12 protein-coding genes are annotated in these 19,268 nt (G+C 46.9%); 4 read left to right on the top strand and 8 right to left on the bottom strand.

Annotation, left to right across the window (positions count from 1 at the left end; translation table 11 throughout):
• Positions 1-120: 120 nt before the first annotated feature.
• From sucD to sdhC, 8 genes are all read right to left on the bottom strand, one after another.
• The gene (sucD, locus tag Q4Q46_RS08495; RefSeq protein WP_107947892.1) at positions 121-993 is read right to left on the bottom strand and encodes a succinate--CoA ligase subunit alpha; all 873 of its coding nucleotides are present in this window, start codon (positions 991-993) and stop codon (positions 121-123) included.
• Complete coding sequence (sucC, locus tag Q4Q46_RS08490; RefSeq protein WP_006081976.1) at positions 993-2,159, bottom strand: ADP-forming succinate--CoA ligase subunit beta; 1,167 nt, start codon at positions 2,157-2,159, stop codon at positions 993-995. The genes sucD and sucC overlap by 1 nt, the downstream gene beginning before the upstream one ends.
• A gap of 105 nt (positions 2,160-2,264) precedes the next feature.
• Positions 2,265-3,455, bottom strand: a complete 1,191-nt coding sequence (odhB, locus tag Q4Q46_RS08485) for a 2-oxoglutarate dehydrogenase complex dihydrolipoyllysine-residue succinyltransferase (RefSeq protein WP_220590442.1) — start codon at positions 3,453-3,455, stop codon at positions 2,265-2,267.
• 31 nt (positions 3,456-3,486) lie between these two features.
• A complete protein-coding gene (gene sucA, locus Q4Q46_RS08480; protein WP_311905709.1) occupies positions 3,487-6,318 on the bottom strand; it encodes a 2-oxoglutarate dehydrogenase E1 component in 2,832 nt (943 codons plus the stop codon).
• Between the two features lie 214 nt (positions 6,319-6,532).
• On the bottom strand, positions 6,533-7,240 hold the full coding sequence (locus Q4Q46_RS08475) for a succinate dehydrogenase iron-sulfur subunit (protein WP_106650759.1): 708 nt from the start codon (positions 7,238-7,240) through the stop codon (positions 6,533-6,535).
• Positions 7,241-7,251: 11 nt separating this feature from the next.
• Positions 7,252-9,018 (bottom strand): succinate dehydrogenase flavoprotein subunit, encoded by a 1,767-nt coding sequence (sdhA, locus tag Q4Q46_RS08470; RefSeq protein ID WP_106650760.1) that lies wholly within the window; start codon positions 9,016-9,018, stop codon positions 7,252-7,254.
• Positions 9,019-9,366 carry a succinate dehydrogenase, hydrophobic membrane anchor protein gene (gene sdhD, locus Q4Q46_RS08465; protein WP_006081981.1) on the bottom strand — a complete coding sequence of 116 codons (348 nt, stop codon included), beginning with the start codon at positions 9,364-9,366 and terminating at the stop codon, positions 9,019-9,021.
• Positions 9,360-9,755, bottom strand: coding sequence for a succinate dehydrogenase cytochrome b556 subunit (sdhC, locus tag Q4Q46_RS08460; RefSeq protein WP_006081982.1), 396 nt, complete (start codon positions 9,753-9,755; stop codon positions 9,360-9,362). Before sdhC ends, sdhD begins: the two co-directional genes overlap by 7 nt.
• 415 nt (positions 9,756-10,170) lie before the next feature.
• On the opposite strand from sdhC, the gene Q4Q46_RS08455 reads away from it, so the two are divergent.
• The 4 genes from Q4Q46_RS08455 (at position 10,171) to Q4Q46_RS08440 (ending at position 19,129) form a co-directional block, all read left to right on the top strand.
• Positions 10,171-11,457 (top strand): citrate synthase, encoded by a 1,287-nt coding sequence (locus tag Q4Q46_RS08455; RefSeq protein ID WP_006081983.1) that lies wholly within the window; start codon positions 10,171-10,173, stop codon positions 11,455-11,457.
• 299 nt (positions 11,458-11,756) lie between these two features.
• Positions 11,757-12,821 carry an efflux RND transporter periplasmic adaptor subunit gene (locus Q4Q46_RS08450; RefSeq protein ID WP_311905708.1) on the top strand — a complete coding sequence of 355 codons (1,065 nt, stop codon included), beginning with the start codon at positions 11,757-11,759 and terminating at the stop codon, positions 12,819-12,821.
• A gap of 12 nt (positions 12,822-12,833) precedes the next feature.
• Entirely contained in the window at positions 12,834-16,085 is a 3,252-nt protein-coding gene (locus Q4Q46_RS08445) for an efflux RND transporter permease subunit (protein WP_311905707.1), read from the top strand.
• A complete protein-coding gene (locus Q4Q46_RS08440; protein ID WP_311905706.1) occupies positions 16,082-19,129 on the top strand; it encodes an efflux RND transporter permease subunit in 3,048 nt (1,015 codons plus the stop codon). Before Q4Q46_RS08445 ends, Q4Q46_RS08440 begins: the two co-directional genes overlap by 4 nt.
• Positions 19,130-19,268 lie beyond the last annotated feature (139 nt).

The following is a 19,268-nucleotide window of genomic DNA, read 5'->3' as shown; positions in this document are numbered from 1 at the left end:
CAATCTAACCCGTAGAAGAAAAAATATCTAGTCTTCATGGTGTTAGCTCAATCCCATTCCTGTCTTATACAGCCAATAAAAAAGGCGCCTTAGGCGCCTTTTAGTATCGAACGGTTTAGCTTACCAACCAGTACGAGTACGCAGCGCTTTGCCGATATCAGCTAGCGAGCGGACAGTTGTCACGCCAGCTGCTTCTAATGCAGCAAATTTGTCTTCTGCAGTACCTTTACCGCCAGCGATAATCGCGCCAGCGTGGCCCATACGCTTACCAGCAGGTGCAGTTACACCCGCAATGTAAGACACAACAGGCTTAGTTACGTGTGCTTTGATGTAAGCAGCCGCATCTTCTTCAGCGTTACCACCGATTTCACCGATCATCACGATCGCTTCAGTCTGTGGATCGTTTTGGAACATTTCCAATACGTCGATGAAGTTAGTACCTGGAATTGGGTCACCACCGATACCTACGCAAGTAGATTGGCCGAAACCTTCATCAGTCGTTTGCTTAACCGCTTCATAGGTCAGTGTACCTGAACGTGAAACGATACCCACTTTGCCTTTTAAGTGGATGTGACCTGGCATGATGCCGATCTTACATTCACCTGGGGTGATAACACCTGGGCAGTTAGGGCCGATCATGCGAACGCCAGTTTCTTCAAGCTTCACTTTAACTTGCAGCATGTCAAGTGTAGGAATGCCTTCAGTGATACAAACGATAAGCTCAATGCCACCGTCGATAGCTTCAAGAATGGCATCTTTACAGAAAGGAGCCGGAACATAGATCACAGAAGCAGTCGCGCCAGTAGCAGCTACAGCGTCTTTCACAGTGTTAAACACTGGCAGACCTAAGTGAGTTTGACCGCCTTTACCAGGAGACACACCGCCCACCATTTGCGTACCGTAATCGATAGCTTGTTGTGAGTGGAATGTACCTTGACCGCCAGTGAAACCTTGGCAAATTACCTTGGTATCTTTATTGATTAAGACAGACATTATTTGCCCTCCGCAGCTTTAACAACTTGCTCAGCCGCGTCAGTCAGACTGGTAGCTGCAATGATATCAAGACCTGATTTAGCTAATACTTCACGGCCAAGTTCAGCGTTAGTACCTTCTAAACGAACCACAACAGGTACTTTAACGCCCACTTCTTTAACCGCGCCGATAATACCTTCTGCGATCATGTCACAACGTACGATACCGCCGAAAATGTTAACCAGAACCGCTTTCACATTGCTGTCAGACAGAATGATTTTGAAAGCTTCTGCTACACGTTCTTTAGTCGCGCCGCCGCCTACGTCTAGGAAGTTCGCTGGCTTGCCACCGTGCAAGTTAACGATATCCATAGTACCCATAGCCAGACCAGCACCGTTCACCATACAGCCAACGTTACCGTCTAATGCTACATAGTTCAGTTCGAACTTAGCAGCGTGAGCTTCGCGGGCATCATCCTGTGATGGATCGTGCATGCCTTTGATTTTTGGTTGACGGTAAAGTGCGTTACCGTCGATACCGATTTTACCGTCTAGGCAGTGTAGGTTGCCTTCAGTGGTAATAACCAGCGGGTTGATTTCAAGCAATGCGAAATCATGATCAACGAACATAGTCGCCAGACCCATGAAAATCTTAGTGAACTGCTTCATTTGAGTTGGGTTTAAACCTAACTTGAAGCCAAGATCACGTGCTTGATAACCTTGTGGGCCAGTCAAAGGATCGATGATTGCAGTGTGGATGAGTTCTGGCGTTTCTTCTGCCACTTTCTCAATTTCAACACCACCTTCAGTCGACGCCATGAACACAACGCGACGAGTCGCGCGGTCAACAACGGCACCTAGGTACAGTTCGTTAGCGATGTCGGTGCAGCTTTCTACTAAAATTTTAGCAACTGGCTGACCTTTCTCATCAGTTTGATAAGTCACCAGATTTTTGCCTAACCAGTGTTCGGCAAAGGCTCTGATTTCTTCTTTATCGCCAGTGACTTTAACGCCACCCGCTTTACCGCGGCCGCCTGCGTGTACTTGACACTTAACAACCCATAAATTTCCGCCAATATGGCCTGCCGCTTCTACAGCTTCTTGGGCTGTATCACATGCAAAACCTTCTGACACTGGTAAACCATATTCGGCAAATAAGGATTTTGCCTGATACTCATGCAAATTCATGATGATCTATCCGTATACTTCTAATCAAATCCAACTGGCCCGTTTGGGCCAGTCACGAGGGTATGTCTGGCTATTTCTTTAAGCGCGAACTCTTAGCGAGTTGTCTTACAGATCAAGCAGCAGACGAGTTGGGTCTTCTAGGAAGTCTTTAATCGCAACCAAGAAACCAACAGACTCACGGCCATCAACAATACGATGGTCATATGAGAGTGCTAGGTACATCATGGGCAGGATTTCAACCTGACCATTAACTGCCATTGGGCGGTCTTTAATGGCATGCATGCCTAAAATCGCGCTTTGTGGCAGGTTAAGGATTGGGGTAGACATCAGTGAACCGAAAACACCACCGTTAGTCACAGTGAAGTTACCGCCAGTCATATCTGCCACAGTCAGCTTACCGTCACGGCCTTTGATGGCTAAATCACGAACCGCTTTTTCGATTTCAGCTAAGTTCATGGTATCTGTGTCACGTAACACTGGTGTTACCAGACCACGTGGTGTTGATACTGCGATGCTGATGTCGAAGTAGTTGTGATAAACGATATCATCGCCATCAATAGACGCGTTGACTTCTGGGAAACGTTTCAGTGCTTCTGTCACAGCTTTGATGTAGAAAGACATAAAGCCTAAACGGATACCGTGGCGCTTTTCAAAGATATCTTGGTATTGCTTACGGATATCCATGATGGGCTTCATGTTCACTTCGTTAAATGTCGTGAGCATAGCGGTAGAGTTTTTCGCTTCTAACAAACGGTTAGCGATTGTCTTACGCAGACGTGTCATTGGCACGCGCTTCTCGCTACGGCCAGCCGCTAACGGAGCCACAGCAGGTGCTGCTGGCGCCGCTGCTTTAGGGGCAGACTTAACAAAAGCTTCAACGTCTTCTTTCGTAATACGACCACCCACACCCGTGCCTTTTACTTTGCTAGCATCAACATTGTGCTCGGCCAGTAAACGGCGTACTGATGGGCTTAACGCATCGTTAGATTCGTCACTTGTCGCAGCTGCTGGCGTTGCAGCTTCTGCTTCAGCTTTAGTCACTTCTTGGCCCGATACAGCACCGGCGATAAATTTAGCGATCACTTGTTCACCTAAAACAGTGGCGCCTTCTTCAAACAAAAACTCGCCAATGTGGCCATCTTCTGGCGCAACCACTTCAAGAACCACTTTATCGGTTTCAATATCAACCAGGTTTTGATCACGAGAAACTTGCTCGCCCACTTTCACATGCCAAGTGGCAATCGTGGCATCGGCAACAGATTCTGGTAGTACAGGTACCTTGATTTCGATACTCATGAAAAACTATCCTTTTATAAAATGTCTATTACTACAGTGTGATTGTAAGTTTCAGGGCACTGTTCACTAAAGATTCTTGCTGATGTGTATGCAACTCAGGGTAACCACATGCTGGCGCAGCTGACGCTTCACGGCCGGCATAAGTTAACTGTGCACCTGCAGGAATCGCGGCCCAGAAATGGTGTTGACTCGAGTACCAAGCACCTTGGTTCTGTGGCTCTTCCTGACACCAAACAAAATCTTTAACATGTTGGTAATCAGCCAAAGCAACGATCATTTCATCATGTGGGAACGGATATAACTGTTCAACACGAATTAACGCTACGTTAGTGATGTTTTCTTTACGACGTTTTTCCAGTAGTTCGAAGTAAACTTTACCACTACAGAAAACAACGCGATCCACTTTGCTTGCTTCCAAGGTATCGATTTCACCGATCACATTTTGGAAACTACCATTGGCCAATTCTTCCAAACTCGACACGGCTAATGGATGACGCAGCAATGATTTAGGCGACATCACGATAAGTGGTCGACGCATTGGGCGCACCACTTGACGGCGCAACATATGGTAAACCTGTGCAGGTGTTGAAGGCACACACACTTGCATGTTGTGGTTAGCACACATTTGCAAGAAACGCTCTAAACGGGCGCTTGAGTGCTCTGGGCCTTGACCTTCATAACCATGGGGCAACAACATAGTCAGACCACATAAACGGCCCCACTTTTGTTCACCCGATGACAAGAACTGATCAATAACCACTTGCGCACAGTTGGCAAAGTCACCAAACTGGGCTTCCCAAATGGTCAGGCCGCCAGGTTCTGCCGTCGCATAGCCGTATTCAAATGCCAATACTGAGGCTTCAGATAACACTGAGTCAGTAATATCAATCGGACCTTGCTCATCGGCAATGTTGCGTAGTGGCATGTAAGTCGTGCCATCGTTTTGATTGTGCAACACAGCATGACGATGGAAGAAAGTGCCACGGCCAGAATCTTGACCTGTGATACGAACGCGCTTGTTGTCTTCCAGAATCGAGGCATAAGCCAAAGTTTCTGCAAAGCCCCAATCGAGTGGTTTCTCACCTTTTGCCATAGCAACACGGTCGCCATAAATCTTAGCAACACGGGATTGTAATGGATGGCTTTCAGGAACGTAGCTCAATTTGTCCGCAAGGTTTTGTAAACGTTCTGCCGACATCGCAGATTCGAACGCTTCGTCCCACTCACGACCAATATAAGGTGTCCAGTCAACAGAATGCAGCGTCATTGGACGCCATTCTTTCACCACACAATCACCCTGATCTAATGCGTCACGGTAATTATTGATAAGACCAGTCACCTCATCGGCAGCAATCACGTTTTCAGCGATTAACTTGTCTGCATAAATCTTACGTGGCGTTGGGTGTTTCTTGATCTTGGCATACATCAGCGGTTGAGTTGCACTTGGCTCATCGGCTTCGTTATGGCCATGACGGCGATAACAGACTAATTCAACCACCACATCACGTTTGAACTCGTTACGATAATCAACGGCTAACTGCGATACAAATGCAACCGCTTCTGGATCGTCAGAGTTAACGTGGAAAATCGGCGCCTGAACCATCTTAGCGATGTCAGTACAATATTCAGTTGAACGCACGTCCGCATGGTTAGACGTAGTGAAACCCACTTGGTTGTTCACTACGATGCGAATGCTGCCGCCCACTTTAAAACCGCGGGTTTGAGACATGTTGAATGTCTCTTGTACTATCCCTTGACCCGCAATGGCTGAGTCACCGTGAATAGTAATAGGCATGACTTGTAAGCCATCCTTACAACCGCGACGGTCTTGGCGGGCACGTACCGAACCAATGACCACAGGGTTAACGATTTCAAGGTGCGATGGGTTAAAGGCCAGTGCTAAATGCACATTGCCGCCCGGCGTTTCGAAATCAGAGGAGAAACCTTGGTGGTACTTAACGTCACCCGAACCGTGGGTATCAGCATGCTTACCCGCGAACTCATCAAACAGTTCAGCAGGACGCTTACCTAATACGTTAACCAGTACGTTTAGACGACCACGGTGAGCCATACCAACGACGATTTCTTTAGTACCCGCTTCACCTGCACGATAAATAATTTCGCGCATCATAGGCACTAACGCATCGCCGCCTTCTAACGAGAAACGTTTCGCACCAGGGAATTTAGCACCTAAGTATTTTTCAATGCCTTCTGCGGCGTTTAAGCCTTCAAGAATGCGTGTCTTAACACTTTTATCGTAGTTAGCTTTACCTAAGGAAGGTTCGAGACGTTGTTGGATCCAGCGTTTCTCATCGGTATCGGTAATGTGCATATATTCAGCACCGATAGAACCACAATAAGTGGCTTTCAGTGCTTTTACCAAATCCGCAAGCTTCATGGTTTCGCCACCATGAGCAAAAGAACCAGTATTAAACTCACGATCCATGTCTTCTTTAGTCAGGCCGTGAAAGGCAGGATCTAAATCGGCCACAGGTTCGCGTTTCCACAGTTCTAGGGGGTCAAGGTTAGCACCTTGATGACCACGGAAACGATGGGCGTTAATTAACTGCAGGACTTTAACTTGCTTAGCATCCAGTTCAGGATCCGTCACACGAGCAGAGCTCTTATGGCGTCCTTCTAACGCTAAACTGCGAAAATAATCACGTACTTTTGAGTGAGCAGCTTCAGGCGCATCAACAGAGGCACCGTTCACAGGAGGGAGATTATCAAATACCGCACGCCAATCATCAGCGACTGACTGTGGGTCTTCTTGATAGGCTTCATACATCTCTTCTACGTAGGTCGAATTTGCACCACTTAAGTGAGATGATTCGAGCCAGGCTTTCATGATGCCTTGGTGCATTTCTATTCCTTTCAAACTTTATACACGTGCTTAGCCATAGTATTAAATATGCAGTCTGTAGAGATTACCTTCGACGCATAATTTCTGCCGCCCCTAGATGTCCAGATATACGGCGCGTTGTCTTCCATTACATACGCAAAAGAGTCACCTTCTGCTACCAGAAAGTGACTCTTCAAGAGCTATATTATTATTGGTTTCAGCTCGGGTTCTCGCATTACACTGCTCGCTTCAACAGCATGGACTTAATATGACCAATTGCTTTAGTCGGATTAAGACCTTTTGGACACACGTCAACGCAGTTCATGATGCCGTGGCAACGGAACACGCTATAGGCGTCGTCCAGCTCAGAAAGACGTTCTTCTGTTGCTGTATCACGACTGTCGATCAAGAAACGATATGCGTGAAGCAGACCGCTTGGACCGATAAACTTATCAGGATTCCACCAGAATGATGGGCAAGCCGTAGAACAACAGGCACACATGATACATTCGTACAGACCATCTAAATGAGCACGCTCTTCAGGTGATTGTAAGTGTTCACGGGCTGGTGCTTTCTCATCATTGATGAGGTAAGGCTTGATCTTCTCATACTGCTTATAGAACTGAGTTAAATCAACGACTAAGTCACGAACAACTGGCATACCTGGTAATGGGCGTATTTCTAATTTCTTGCCTTTGAAGGTTGAAATTGGGGTAATACACGCCAGACCATTTTTACCATTCATGTTCACACCGTCAGAACCACACACACCTTCACGGCATGAGCGACGGAATGACAGAGTTGGATCTTGCTCTTTCAACTTAATCAGTGCATCGAGCACCATCATGTCAGAGCCGTCAGCTACTTCTAAGCTGTAATCCTGCATATACGGTTTAGTATCTACGTCAGGATTGTAGCGATAAACTGCAAATGTCAATTTCATCTTTGCAACTCCTAGTAGGTACGTTTCTTCGGTGGGAATGCTTCACGTAACTTAGGTGCCATGTTCACTGCACGACGATCCATCGTTTCAGTCACAGGGTCAAATAAGCTGTGGCATAACCAGTTCTCATCATCACGCTCTAAATAATCTTCACGTGAGTGAGCACCGCGACTTTCAGTACGGAAGTTAGCAGCATAGGCCGTAGCGATTGCTGTTGCCATCAGGTTATCTAACTCTAAACATTCAATACGTTGAGTGTTGAATTCACGAGAGTTATCAGACAACTTCGCCTTTGCAAGACGTTCGCGGATGACTTTCAACTGCTCTAAACCTTCAGCCATAGCATCGCCACGACGGAATACAGAGAAGTTTAATTGCATACACAGTTGCAGATCCTTACGGATTTGCGCTGGATCTTCGCCATCTTTGTTGCTTTCCCAACGATTCAGACGAGCCAGTGATGCTTGAATATCCGCATCGCTTGCGTCTTTTGGATCGTCAGTCTCATCCAAAGCTTTACCTAAATGCTGACCCGCTGCGCGGCCAAAGACCACTAAATCGAGCAATGAGTTACCACCTAAGCGGTTTGCACCGTGAACAGATACACAGGCAATCTCACCCACAGCAAACAGACCGATAACATCTTGTTCAGTACCGTCTTCATTCTTACGAATAACTTGACCACTGACTTTAGTTGGCAGACCGCCCATCATATAGTGACAGGTTGGCAACACTGGAATTGGGCCATCGGCCGGATCGATATGGGCAAAGGTACGAGACAATTCACACACGCCTGGTAAACGTGCTTCTAAAGTTTCTTTACCTAAGTGATCAAGCTTGAGTAAACAGTGTGGACCTAATGGACCGTCTAAACCACGACCTTCGCGGATTTCAGTCATCATAGAACGTGCTACCACGTCGCGTGATGCCAAATCTTTCGCGTTAGGGGCATAACGCTCCATGAAGCGCTCGCCGTCTTTGTTCAGCAGATAACCGCCTTCACCACGACAACCTTCAGTCACAAGTACACCCGCGCCGGCGATACCAGTTGGGTGGAATTGCCACATTTCCATGTCTTGCATTTGCACGCCAGCACGCATTGCCATACCGACACCGTCACCGGTGTTGATGTGCGCGTTAGTAGTAGAAGCGTAAATACGCCCTGCACCACCGGTCGCAAGAATCGTTGCTTTGGCTTTGAAATAAACGATATCACCCGTTTCAATTTCAATCGCAGTACAACCCACAACAGCGCCATCATCGTTTTTAACGAGATCTAATGCATACCATTCTGAGAAGACTTGCGTCTTATGCTTCACGTTTTGTTGGTATAAACAGTGCAGCAAAGCATGACCAGTACGGTCGGCAGCTGCCGCAGTACGTGCAGCCTGCTCGCCACCAAAGTTCTTAGATTGACCACCAAACGGACGTTGGTAAATCGTGCCATTTTCGAAACGAGAGAAAGGCAAACCCATTTGCTCAAGTTCAATCACGGCTTCAGGACCGGTTTTACACATGAATTCAATCGCTTCTTGGTCACCGATAAAATCGGAACCTTTCACGGTATCGTACATGTGCTGTTCCCAATGATCTTCATGGGCGTTACCTAACGCAACAGTGATACCACCCTGCGCAGATACGGTATGAGAACGAGTTGGGAATACTTTTGATAAAAGCGCACAGCTTTTACCTTCTTTGGAAATCTGCAGCGCTGCACGCATACCAGCGCCACCGGCACCGATCACTACAGCATCAAATTCGCGTACTGGAATACTCACTTAGACACCCCACACAATAACAATGCCGGCCGCTAAATAACAAAAAACGGTAACGACAAAGGTGAACTGTAAAACACCACGTAACGACGTGCACTTGACGTAATCTGTCAGCACTTGCCATACACCAATCCAAGCGTGTACTAATAATGCTACCAGCGCCAAAAGTGTAAACACTTTCATCGGCAGAGCGCTAAAAAGGCTATGCCACACGTCGTAGGTGAGAGGGGAACTACATGCAATAAAGCCAACCAAGAAAATGGTGTAACAGGCGAGGATCACTGCACTAGCGCGTAGTAGAATATAGTCATGAACACCACTGCGTCCAAAACTTGCTGCATTGGTTACCATACCCAAATCCCCGCTATGATTGAAAAGGCTACCGTTAAGGCAAATACAGCTTTCGCTGATGCGGCACCCGATGACAATTCTTCCCAACGACCGGTATCCATTACTAAGTGGCGCAGGCCACCAAACAAGTGATACGCCAGTGCAGTCATAATGCCCCACATGATGAACTTCATAACGAAGTTATCGAATAGAGATTGTACGCCAGCGAAACTTTCAGCTGATGCTAAAGATGAATTTAGCAACCAAATGAGAATGCCAACTGCGAACAGCATGATGACACCGGAAACACGGTGAAGAATTGACACAATCGCTGTTGCAGGAAAGCGAATGGTCTGCAGATCTAAATGGACAGGTCTTTGCTTTTTCACGTTCTGCTCACTCAGCTCCATTGAGCATTTTTTTTGTTATGTGAACCGCTTTTGTACAAACTTTAAACTGGGATGTGAATCACGGCAAAAGTAAACACAAAAGCAAAGTTTAAACAAACAGTTAACTATCTGAGCACGCACTCATTTAACATGTAAACAGAGGGTGCTTTATAATCGTTGTTTGCGGCCCTTATTGGGCGAGGCAAGTATACTCGCGGCAAATGTCAAATACAAACATCACAGAATGCAAATTATGTTTTTTTGACGAATTTTTACTGTAAGTGCCAGTTCCGCATGGGAAAGTAAAGGCATTTATACCATGGTCTAACAAATTTAAACGCTTATTTAAATTGAAATGTGATCTAGAATGGCTGTAAAGTAATGGCGGTTTGACATGCCGCACTCACAGATAAGAACTAAGTAAGGAGAACGGGGTATGGCTGATTTAAAAGCCAAATTAGAATTACCAGGGAACGACTCGATAGAATTGCCAGTAAAGCAGGGAACCGCTGGTTTTGACGTAATCGACATCAGTAAACTTGGCAGCAAAGGTTACTTTACTTTTGATCCAGGTTTTCTTGCGACTGCCTCCTGTGAATCTGCAATTACCTATATTGATGGTGATCTGGGTATATTGTTACACCGTGGCTATCCAATCGATCAACTAGCCGTTGACTCCGATTACCTAGACCTGTGTTATCTGCTGCTTTACGGTGAACTGCCGACGAAAGCGCAATATACTGAGTTTGTACATACAGTTAAAACCCACACTATGGTTCACGAGCAGCTAGCCTTCTTCTTTAGAGGTTTCCGTCGTGATGCTCATCCTATGGCCATGTTATGTGGTGTGACGGGTGCATTATCTGCATTTTACCAAGACTCTCTGGATGTTAACGATCCACGTCACCGCGAAATCGCCGCTTATCGCTTAGTCTCAAAAATGCCTACGATAGCAGCCATGTGCTACAAGTATTCTTCAGGCCAGCCATTCGTGTATCCACGTAATGACTTAAGCTATGCGGGCAACTTCTTAAGCATGATGTTTGCTGTACCATGTGAAGAATACATAGTTAACCCTATTGTTGAACGTGCAATGGACAGGATCTTCATTTTACATGCTGATCATGAACAAAACGCATCGACTTCAACCGTACGTTTAGCGGGTTCTTCAGGTGCTAACCCATTTGCGTGTATCGCAGCGGGTATCGCGTCTCTTTGGGGCCCAGCACACGGCGGCGCTAACGAAGCCTGTTTGCAAATGTTAGAAGAAATCGGTTCAGTTGACCGCATTCCTGAATTCATTGAACGTGCTAAAGACAAGAACGATCCATTCCGTCTGATGGGCTTTGGACACCGTGTTTACAAAAACTTTGACCCACGTGCCAAAGTTATGCGTGAAACCTGTCACGAAGTACTGAAAGAACTGAAAGTTAAGGATCCACTATTGGATGTGGCAATGGAGCTTGAGCGCATTGCGCTTGAAGACGAATACTTCATTTCTAAGAAGCTGTATCCAAACGTCGACTTCTACTCTGGCATCATCATGAAAGCCATTGGTATTCCAACCAGTATGTTCACTGTGCTGTTCGCACTGGCACGTACTGTAGGCTGGATTGCACACTGGAAAGAAATGTTAGATCAACCAGGCCACAAAATCAGCCGTCCACGTCAGTTATACACTGGCGAAACTGCGCGTGATTTCGTCGCACAAGACAAACGCTAAGTCCCACGACTTACGCATTAAAAAGCGCCTGAGGGCGCTTTTTTCATATCAAACAATCCCCCTTTGACACTCCCCTTGTTAGACAAAATACATTGTTGCAATTGCCTACTTGCGTAACCGCTGTTAACCGCCTTTAGTTATTCTCATCACTTTTTAAACTTTTTAGCTACATTTAGTGAAATTCGCACATTAGCCTTAACTTAAATATAGCTTAACTATATGAAATTAAGCTACATTTAATATTGGCACGGTTTCTGCTATCAAATGGCATCACAATAAAGACAACAGGTAACACACTTATGGAAAAGTCAAACATTGCTAAATTCACCCTACCCCTGCTAATGATTTCAATGCTAACAGCCTGTGGTAAGGAAGAAGTGGCTAAAAAAGAAGAAAAATATGCCATTCCCGTCGAAACCACCACAGTGATGCAAGGAAACGTTTCATCTTTCTACAGCACAACAGCCACCTTAGAAGCACCTCAAGAAGCCAATGTCGTCAGCCGCATTTCTGGACTCATTGAATCATTGGCCGTTGAAGAAGGTGACCGCGTGCAGAAGGGTCAAGTGCTCGCCGTTATCGATGCCAAAAGACAGCAATACGATTTAGACCGCTCAGAAGCCGAAGTAAAAATTATCGAGCAGGAATTGAATCGTCTGAAAAAAATGGGCAACAAAGAATTTATCAGCGCAGATTCGATGGCCAAACTTGAATATAACTTGCAAGCCGCCATCGCCAAGAAAGATCTTGCCGAGCTACAAGTCAAAGAAAGCCGCGTACTGTCCCCTATTAGCGGCGTCGTCGCTAAACGTTATGTGAAAGCAGGCAACATGGCGAAGGAATTTGGCGACTTGTTCTATATCGTTAATCAAGATGAACTCCACGGTATAGTCCATCTGCCAGAGCAACAACTTGCCAGCTTAAGACTCGGCCAAGAAGCACAAGTGTTCAGTAATCAACAAAGTAAAAATGCTATCCATGCCAAAGTGCTACGGATAAGCCCGATTGTTGACCCACAAAGCGGCACGTTTAAAGTGACATTAGCCGTACCGAATCAAGAGGCGCGCCTAAAAGCAGGGATGTTTACCCGTGTTGAGCTTAAGTATGACACCCATGAAAACGTGATTACCGTTCCCTATAGCGCCCTGATTAATCAAGATAACAGGCAAGCTCTGTATGTTATCGATGGCACTAATGCTAATCGCCGTGAAGTCGAAATTGGCTACCGTGAAGGTGACTCTGTAGAAGTGATTGCAGGCATTAACCCAGGTGAACAAGTCGTGACCCGTGGCCAGCAAAACTTGAAAGACCAATCCTTAGTCGAAGTGATCACCCCACTCGATCTTGCTTCCGCTAAGAACTGATAGGAGCCTTTCATGTCAATTATCAGCACTTCCGTTAAACGGCCAGTCACGGTGTGGATGTTCATGCTGGCGGTGATTTTATTCGGTATGGTGGGATTTTCCCGCTTAGCGGTGAAGTTACTGCCAGACTTAAGCTATCCCACATTAACCATCCGCACTATGTATGACGGTGCGGCGCCAGTAGAAGTTGAACAGCTAGTCTCTAAACCGATTGAAGAAGCCGTTGGCGTGGTCAAAGGCTTACGTAAAATCAGTTCTATTTCGCGCTCAGGCATGTCAGATGTAGTGCTCGAGTTTGAATGGGGCACCACAATGGACATGGCGAGTTTAGATGTGCGCGAAAAACTCGACACTATCGCCCTGCCTTTGGACGTTAAAAAGCCATTATTACTGCGTTTTAACCCCAACCTTGACCCAATCATGCGTCTCGCGTTGTCTGTGCCCAATGCCTCAGAAGCCGATCTTAAGCAAATGCGCACCTACGCAGAAGAAGAGCTTAAGCGTCGCTTAGAAGCGCTTTCTGGGGTCGCCGCCGTGCGTTTATCCGGTGGTTTAGAGCAAGAAGTACACATTCAGCTCAATCAAGAAAAACTATCGCAACTTAACCTCAATGCCGACGACATTAAACGTCGCATTAATGAAGAGAATATTAACCTCTCTGCCGGTAAAGTGATCCAAGGTGATCGCGAATACTTAGTGCGCACACTTAACCAATTCAATTCATTGGAAGAACTGGGCCAAGTGATCGTCTATCGCGACGAGCAAACCTTAGTACGTTTATTCGAAGTCGCTACGATTACGGATGCCTATAAAGAGCGCAGTGATATCACCCGCATCGGTAGCCAAGAATCGATTGAACTGGCGATTTATAAAGAAGGTGATGCTAACACTGTCGCCGTCGCCAAAAAACTGCGCGATGAACTTGTCAAAATCAATCAAGATCCTAAGCAAAACAAACTCGAAGTGATTTACGATCAATCCGAGTTTATCGAAAGTGCGGTCAGTGAAGTCACCTCTTCGGCGCTGATGGGCAGTTTATTATCTATGCTAGTGATTTACCTGTTCCTGCGTAACATCATCCCAACGCTGATTATTTCTATCTCGATTCCCTTCTCGGTCATCGCCACCTTTAACATGATGTATTTTGCCGATATCAGCTTAAACATCATGTCATTAGGCGGTATCGCGCTGGCCATTGGTCTATTAGTCGATAACGCTATTGTGGTATTAGAGAACATTGACCGCTGTCGCAGCGAAGGCATGAGTAAGTTAGACGCCGCAGTCACAGGCACGAAAGAAGTAGCTGGCGCGATTTTCGCCTCCACACTGACGACCCTTGCGGTATTTGTGCCCTTAGTCTTTGTCGATGGGATTGCCGGCGCTCTGTTCTCCGACCAAGCGCTTACAGTCACGTTTGCCCTGTTGGCCTCGCTATTAGTCGCCTTAACCTCTATCCCTATGCTGGCATCACGCGAAGGCTTTAAAACCTTACCCGCACTGATAAAAACCACGCCTAAGGATAAACCCACCACGAAAATGGGTAAGTTTAAACACTATAGCGCGACTGTGTTTTCCTTCCCTATTCTATTAATGTTTAGTTACTTACCAAGTGCATTGTTGACCTTAATGCTGATTTTAGGCCGATTCTTCTCCTGGCTAATCGGTCTTATCATGCGTCCTTTGAGTTCAGGGTTTAACTTTGTCTATCACAGTATCGAGAAGGTTTATCACAAGCTGCTGGCCTCGGCGCTGCGTCAACAAATGACCACGCTGCTGCTCACCATTGCGATAACGGGCGCGTGTATTAGCCTGTTACCTCGCCTAGGTATGGAGCTTATTCCGCCGATGAATCAGGGCGAGTTTTATGTGGAAATCTTATTGCCTCCGGGTACGGCGGTGAGTGAAACCGACAAGGTATTGCAACAACTCGCGTTGTCCATCAAAGACAGACCCGAAGTCAAACATGCCTATAGCCAAGCAGGTAGCGGTGGTTTGATGACCTCGGATACCGCTCGCGGTGGTGAAAACTGGGGCCGTTTACAAGTGGTACTGACAGACCACAGTGCCTATAACGCGATCACTCAAGTGCTGCGTGATACCGCGCGCCGCATTCCTGAACTTGAAGCAAAAATTGAGCAACCTGAGTTATTCAGCTTCAAAACGCCACTGGAGATTGAGCTCACGGGTTACGATTTGAACTTGCTCAAGCGCAGTGCCGATAGCCTAGTCAAAGCATTATCCGCATCAGATCGTTTTGCTGATGTGAATACCAGTCTGCGTGATGGTCAACCTGAGCTGAGTATCCGTTTCGATCATGCAAGGTTAGCAGCGCTCGGAATGGACGCGCCAACGGTGGCGAATCGCATTGCCCAGCGGGTTGGCGGCACTATTGCCAGCCAATACACAGTACGTGATCGTAAGATTGATATTCTGGTGCGCAGTGAACTCTCCGAGCGCGATCATATCAGCGATATCGATGCCTTAATCATCAACCCGAACAGCAACCAACCCATTGCCTTAAGCGCGGTTGCCGAAGTGTCATTACAATTAGGCCCCTCGGCGATTAACCGTATCAGCCAGCAACGTGTGGCATTGGTGTCGGCGAACCTCGCCTACGGTGACTTAAGCGATGCAGTGGCACAGGCGCAGCAAATACTGTCGCAACAAGTGCTGCCCGCATCGGTGCAAGCCCGCTTTGGTGGTCAAAATGAGGAAATGGAGCACTCATTCCAGTCACTCAAAATTGCCCTTATCTTAGCGATTTTCTTAGTGTATTTAGTGATGGCGAGTCAGTTTGAGTCACTGTTGCATCCCTTGCTTATCCTCTTTGCCGTGCCTATGGCATTGGCGGGTAGCGTGCTGGGCCTGTATATCACCCAAACCCATTTGAGTGTGGTGGTGTTTATCGGTCTTATCATGTTGGCGGGTATCGTAGTGAACAACGCGATTGTGCTTGTGGATCGCATCAACCAACTGCGCAGTGAAGGTGTTGAAAAACTCGATGCCATTCGCGCCGCGGCTAAATCGCGCCTACGTCCCATTATGATGACTACGCTCACCACCACCTTAGGTTTATTGCCGATGGCACTAGGGTTGGGCGATGGTTCTGAGGTGCGTGCACCTATGGCGATTACGGTGATTTTTGGTCTGAGTTTATCCACTTTACTGACCTTAATTGTGCTCCCAGTGCTCTATGCCCTGTTCGACCGTAAAGTGTATGAAGTTGTGGATATGGCCCATAAGGTTGAGGAGGCTCGCCCATGAACCTCACCCGTTTAGCCATTAAGCGTCCCGTGACCACCAGCATGTTCTTCTTTGCTATCTTGCTATTTGGTCTCGCCTCGAGTCGTTTGTTACCGCTGGAAATGTTCCCTGGTATCGATATTCCGCAGATTGTGGTGCAAGTGCCCTACAAGGGCTCGACCCCCGCTGAAGTCGAGCGCGATATCACCAAAGTGCTGGAGGAATCCCTCGCCACTATGGGTGGGATTGATGAGCTCGAATCAGAATCTTCCCAAGAAGGCTCTGAAATCGAAATCAACATGAAGTGGGGTGAAAACGTTGCCACTAAAAGCTTAGAAGCGCGGGAAAAAATCGATGCGGTGCGGCATTTACTGCCAAAGGATGTTGAGCGGGTCTTTATCCGCCAATTCTCCACCGCCGACATGCCAGTGCTCACGATACGTATATCGAGCGACCGCGAGCTGTCAGGCGCATTCGATTTACTCGATAAACAGCTTAAACGTCCGCTTGAACGTGTTGAAGGTGTCTCTAAGGTCAGCCTGTACGGCGTTGAACAAAAGCAGATTGAAGTGCGCATCAATGCCGACCGTCTTGCCGCCAGTGGATTTTCAGCCACCGACTTGCAAGCCCGCCTCGGCAGAGAAAACTTTGTGATTAGCGCTGGCACACTCAGGGCCAGTAACATCGTTTACCAAGTGTCGCCGAAGGGTGAGTTTAGAAACCTTGAAGATATCAAAGCACTGGTGCTGATCCCAGGATTGACCTTAGGCGATATTGCAGATGTGCAGTTTGCCTTGCCAGAGCGTATCGAAGGTCGCCATTTAGATCAGCACTATGCTGTCGGTTTAGATGTGTTTAAGGAATCAGGCGCTAACTTAGTCGAAGTGTCAGAACGCGTACTAAAAGTCATCGAACTAGCGAAGCAAGATCAACAATTCCAAGGTATTCGGCTGTTTATCATGGAAGATCAAGCCTCTGGGGTTAAATCGTCACTGATGGACCTTTTACTTTCGGGCTTAATCGGTGCCCTGCTATCCTTTGTAGTGCTGTACTTGTTCCTGCGTAATCTGAAAATGACCTTAGTGGTCGTGTCGTCTGTGCCGATTTCCATCGGTATGACGCTCGCCGCCATGTATTTACTCGGTTACAGCTTGAATATCCTGTCTATGATGGGACTCTTGCTCGCCATTGGTATGTTAATTGATAACGCTGTGGTGGTGACCGAGAGCGTGCTGCAGGAGAAACAAGGCAAATCACCCAAGGATAATGAAGAGTCAGTGATGACTGGGGTCGATAAAGTGTCCCTCGCCGTATTGGCGGGCACTATGACCACTGCCATCGTATTTTTACCCAATATTTTTGGCGTGAAAGTGGAGCTGACGATTTTCCTCGAACATGTTGCCATCGCGATTTGTATCTCGCTTGCGGCATCGCTACTGGTTGCTAAAACCCTGATCCCTTTGATGTTGACTAAGTTCCACTTCGACATCGCGCCCGAGAAGGATGCCGGTAAGTTACAGCGCTTCTACAACAATACGCTTAACTGGGTATTGCTGAGGCCTTGGCGTTCAGGCTTGATTGCGGTGGCCATTCTCGCGTCTACCGCCCTGCCGCTGTCGATGGTCAAACAGGATCAAGAAGACAGCCAGAGCAAGGAGCGGATTTACATCAACTATCAAGTGGAAGGTCGGCATAATCTCAATGTCACTGAGGCAATGGTCAATCAAATGGAAGAGTATCTTTATAAAAATAAAGAGGAATTTCATATTGATTCTGTCTACAGCTACTACTCATCCGACGACGGTTCATCGGTGATATTGCTGAAGAAAGACTTACCTATGCCACTGGATGAATTGAAAAAGAAAATCCGCAGCGGCTTCCCTAAGTATTCGATCGCCAAACCGCAATTTGGTTGGGGCAATGACAACTCTGGTGTGCGCGTGACGCTCACAGGTCGCTCAACCTCTGAGCTGATTAACTTAAGCGAACAAGTAATCCCTTTACTGCAAAATATCAAAGGAATGCAAGACGTTCGCTCCGAGCTTAACGGTGCGCAACAGGAAGTGGTTATCCGTATCGACAGGCAAATGGCGGCGCGGTTAGATCTAAAACTCAATGAAATCGCTTTGAGTATCTCTATGGCACTACGTGGTTCACCGCTGCGATCGTTCCGTCACGATCCTAATGGCGAACTGCGCATCGAAATGGCCTATGAGAAAGAGTGGCAAAAGTCGCTCGAAAAACTCAAGCAGTTACCAATAGTGCGCATCGACCAAAGGGTGTACACCTTGGATAACTTAGCGAAGATTGAAATCCAACCTCGCTTCGATACGATCAAGCACTTTAATCGCCAAACCTCTTTGTCGATTGGCGCTAACTTAGAAAACCTCACCACGGAAGAGGCGCAAACTAAGATCAAGCAAGTGATGGAAAATATCCATTTCCCTAATGGTTACGACTATTCATTACGCGGTGGATTTGAGCGTCAAGATGAAGATCAGAATGTGATGGCAACCAATATGCTATTGGCTGTCGCGATGATTTATATCGTCATGGCGGCGCTGTTTGAATCGCTGTTATTACCGACGGCGATTATCACTTCAATCCTATTTTCGATCACAGGTGTATTCTGGGCGCTGTTTATCACGGGCACGCCTATTTCTGTGATGGCCATGATAGGCATTTTGATTTTAATGGGAATTGTGGTGAATAACGGCATAGTTCTGGTGGATCAAATTAACCAGATGACGCCGGATCTCGACAAATTGTCCGCCACCATTCGAGATGTGTGTATCACGCGTTTGCGCCCAGTATTGATGACAGTGGGCACCACAGTGTTGGGCTTAGTTCCACTGGCGATGGGTGATACCCAAATTGGTGGCGGCGGCCCGCCATATTACCCCATGGCAATCGCCATTATTGGTGGCTTGTCGTTCTCGACATTGACTAGCTTGTACTTAGTGCCTTTGTGCTACCAAGCCTTGTATCGAATGCGCCATCGTGCCGCTATTCGTTTAGGCCAAGCCGACCGCGTAGCTCAAAAAATGCTACCTTGGACAGTGTAGTCAGCCGGCACAACTGAATTTGCTTTTGAAGCAAATGACATTAAAACAATGAACCAAAAGGCTGCAGCGCAGCCTTTTTTATTTACGCATTTAGCGAGAATTTCTCACTGCACATTTTACTGTGACAGATTACTGCGAC

The organism is Shewanella vaxholmensis, from assembly GCF_031932135.1.
Taxonomy (GTDB): domain Bacteria; phylum Pseudomonadota; class Gammaproteobacteria; order Enterobacterales; family Shewanellaceae; genus Shewanella; species Shewanella hafniensis.
This window is presented reverse-complemented; position numbering and strand designations above follow the sequence as displayed.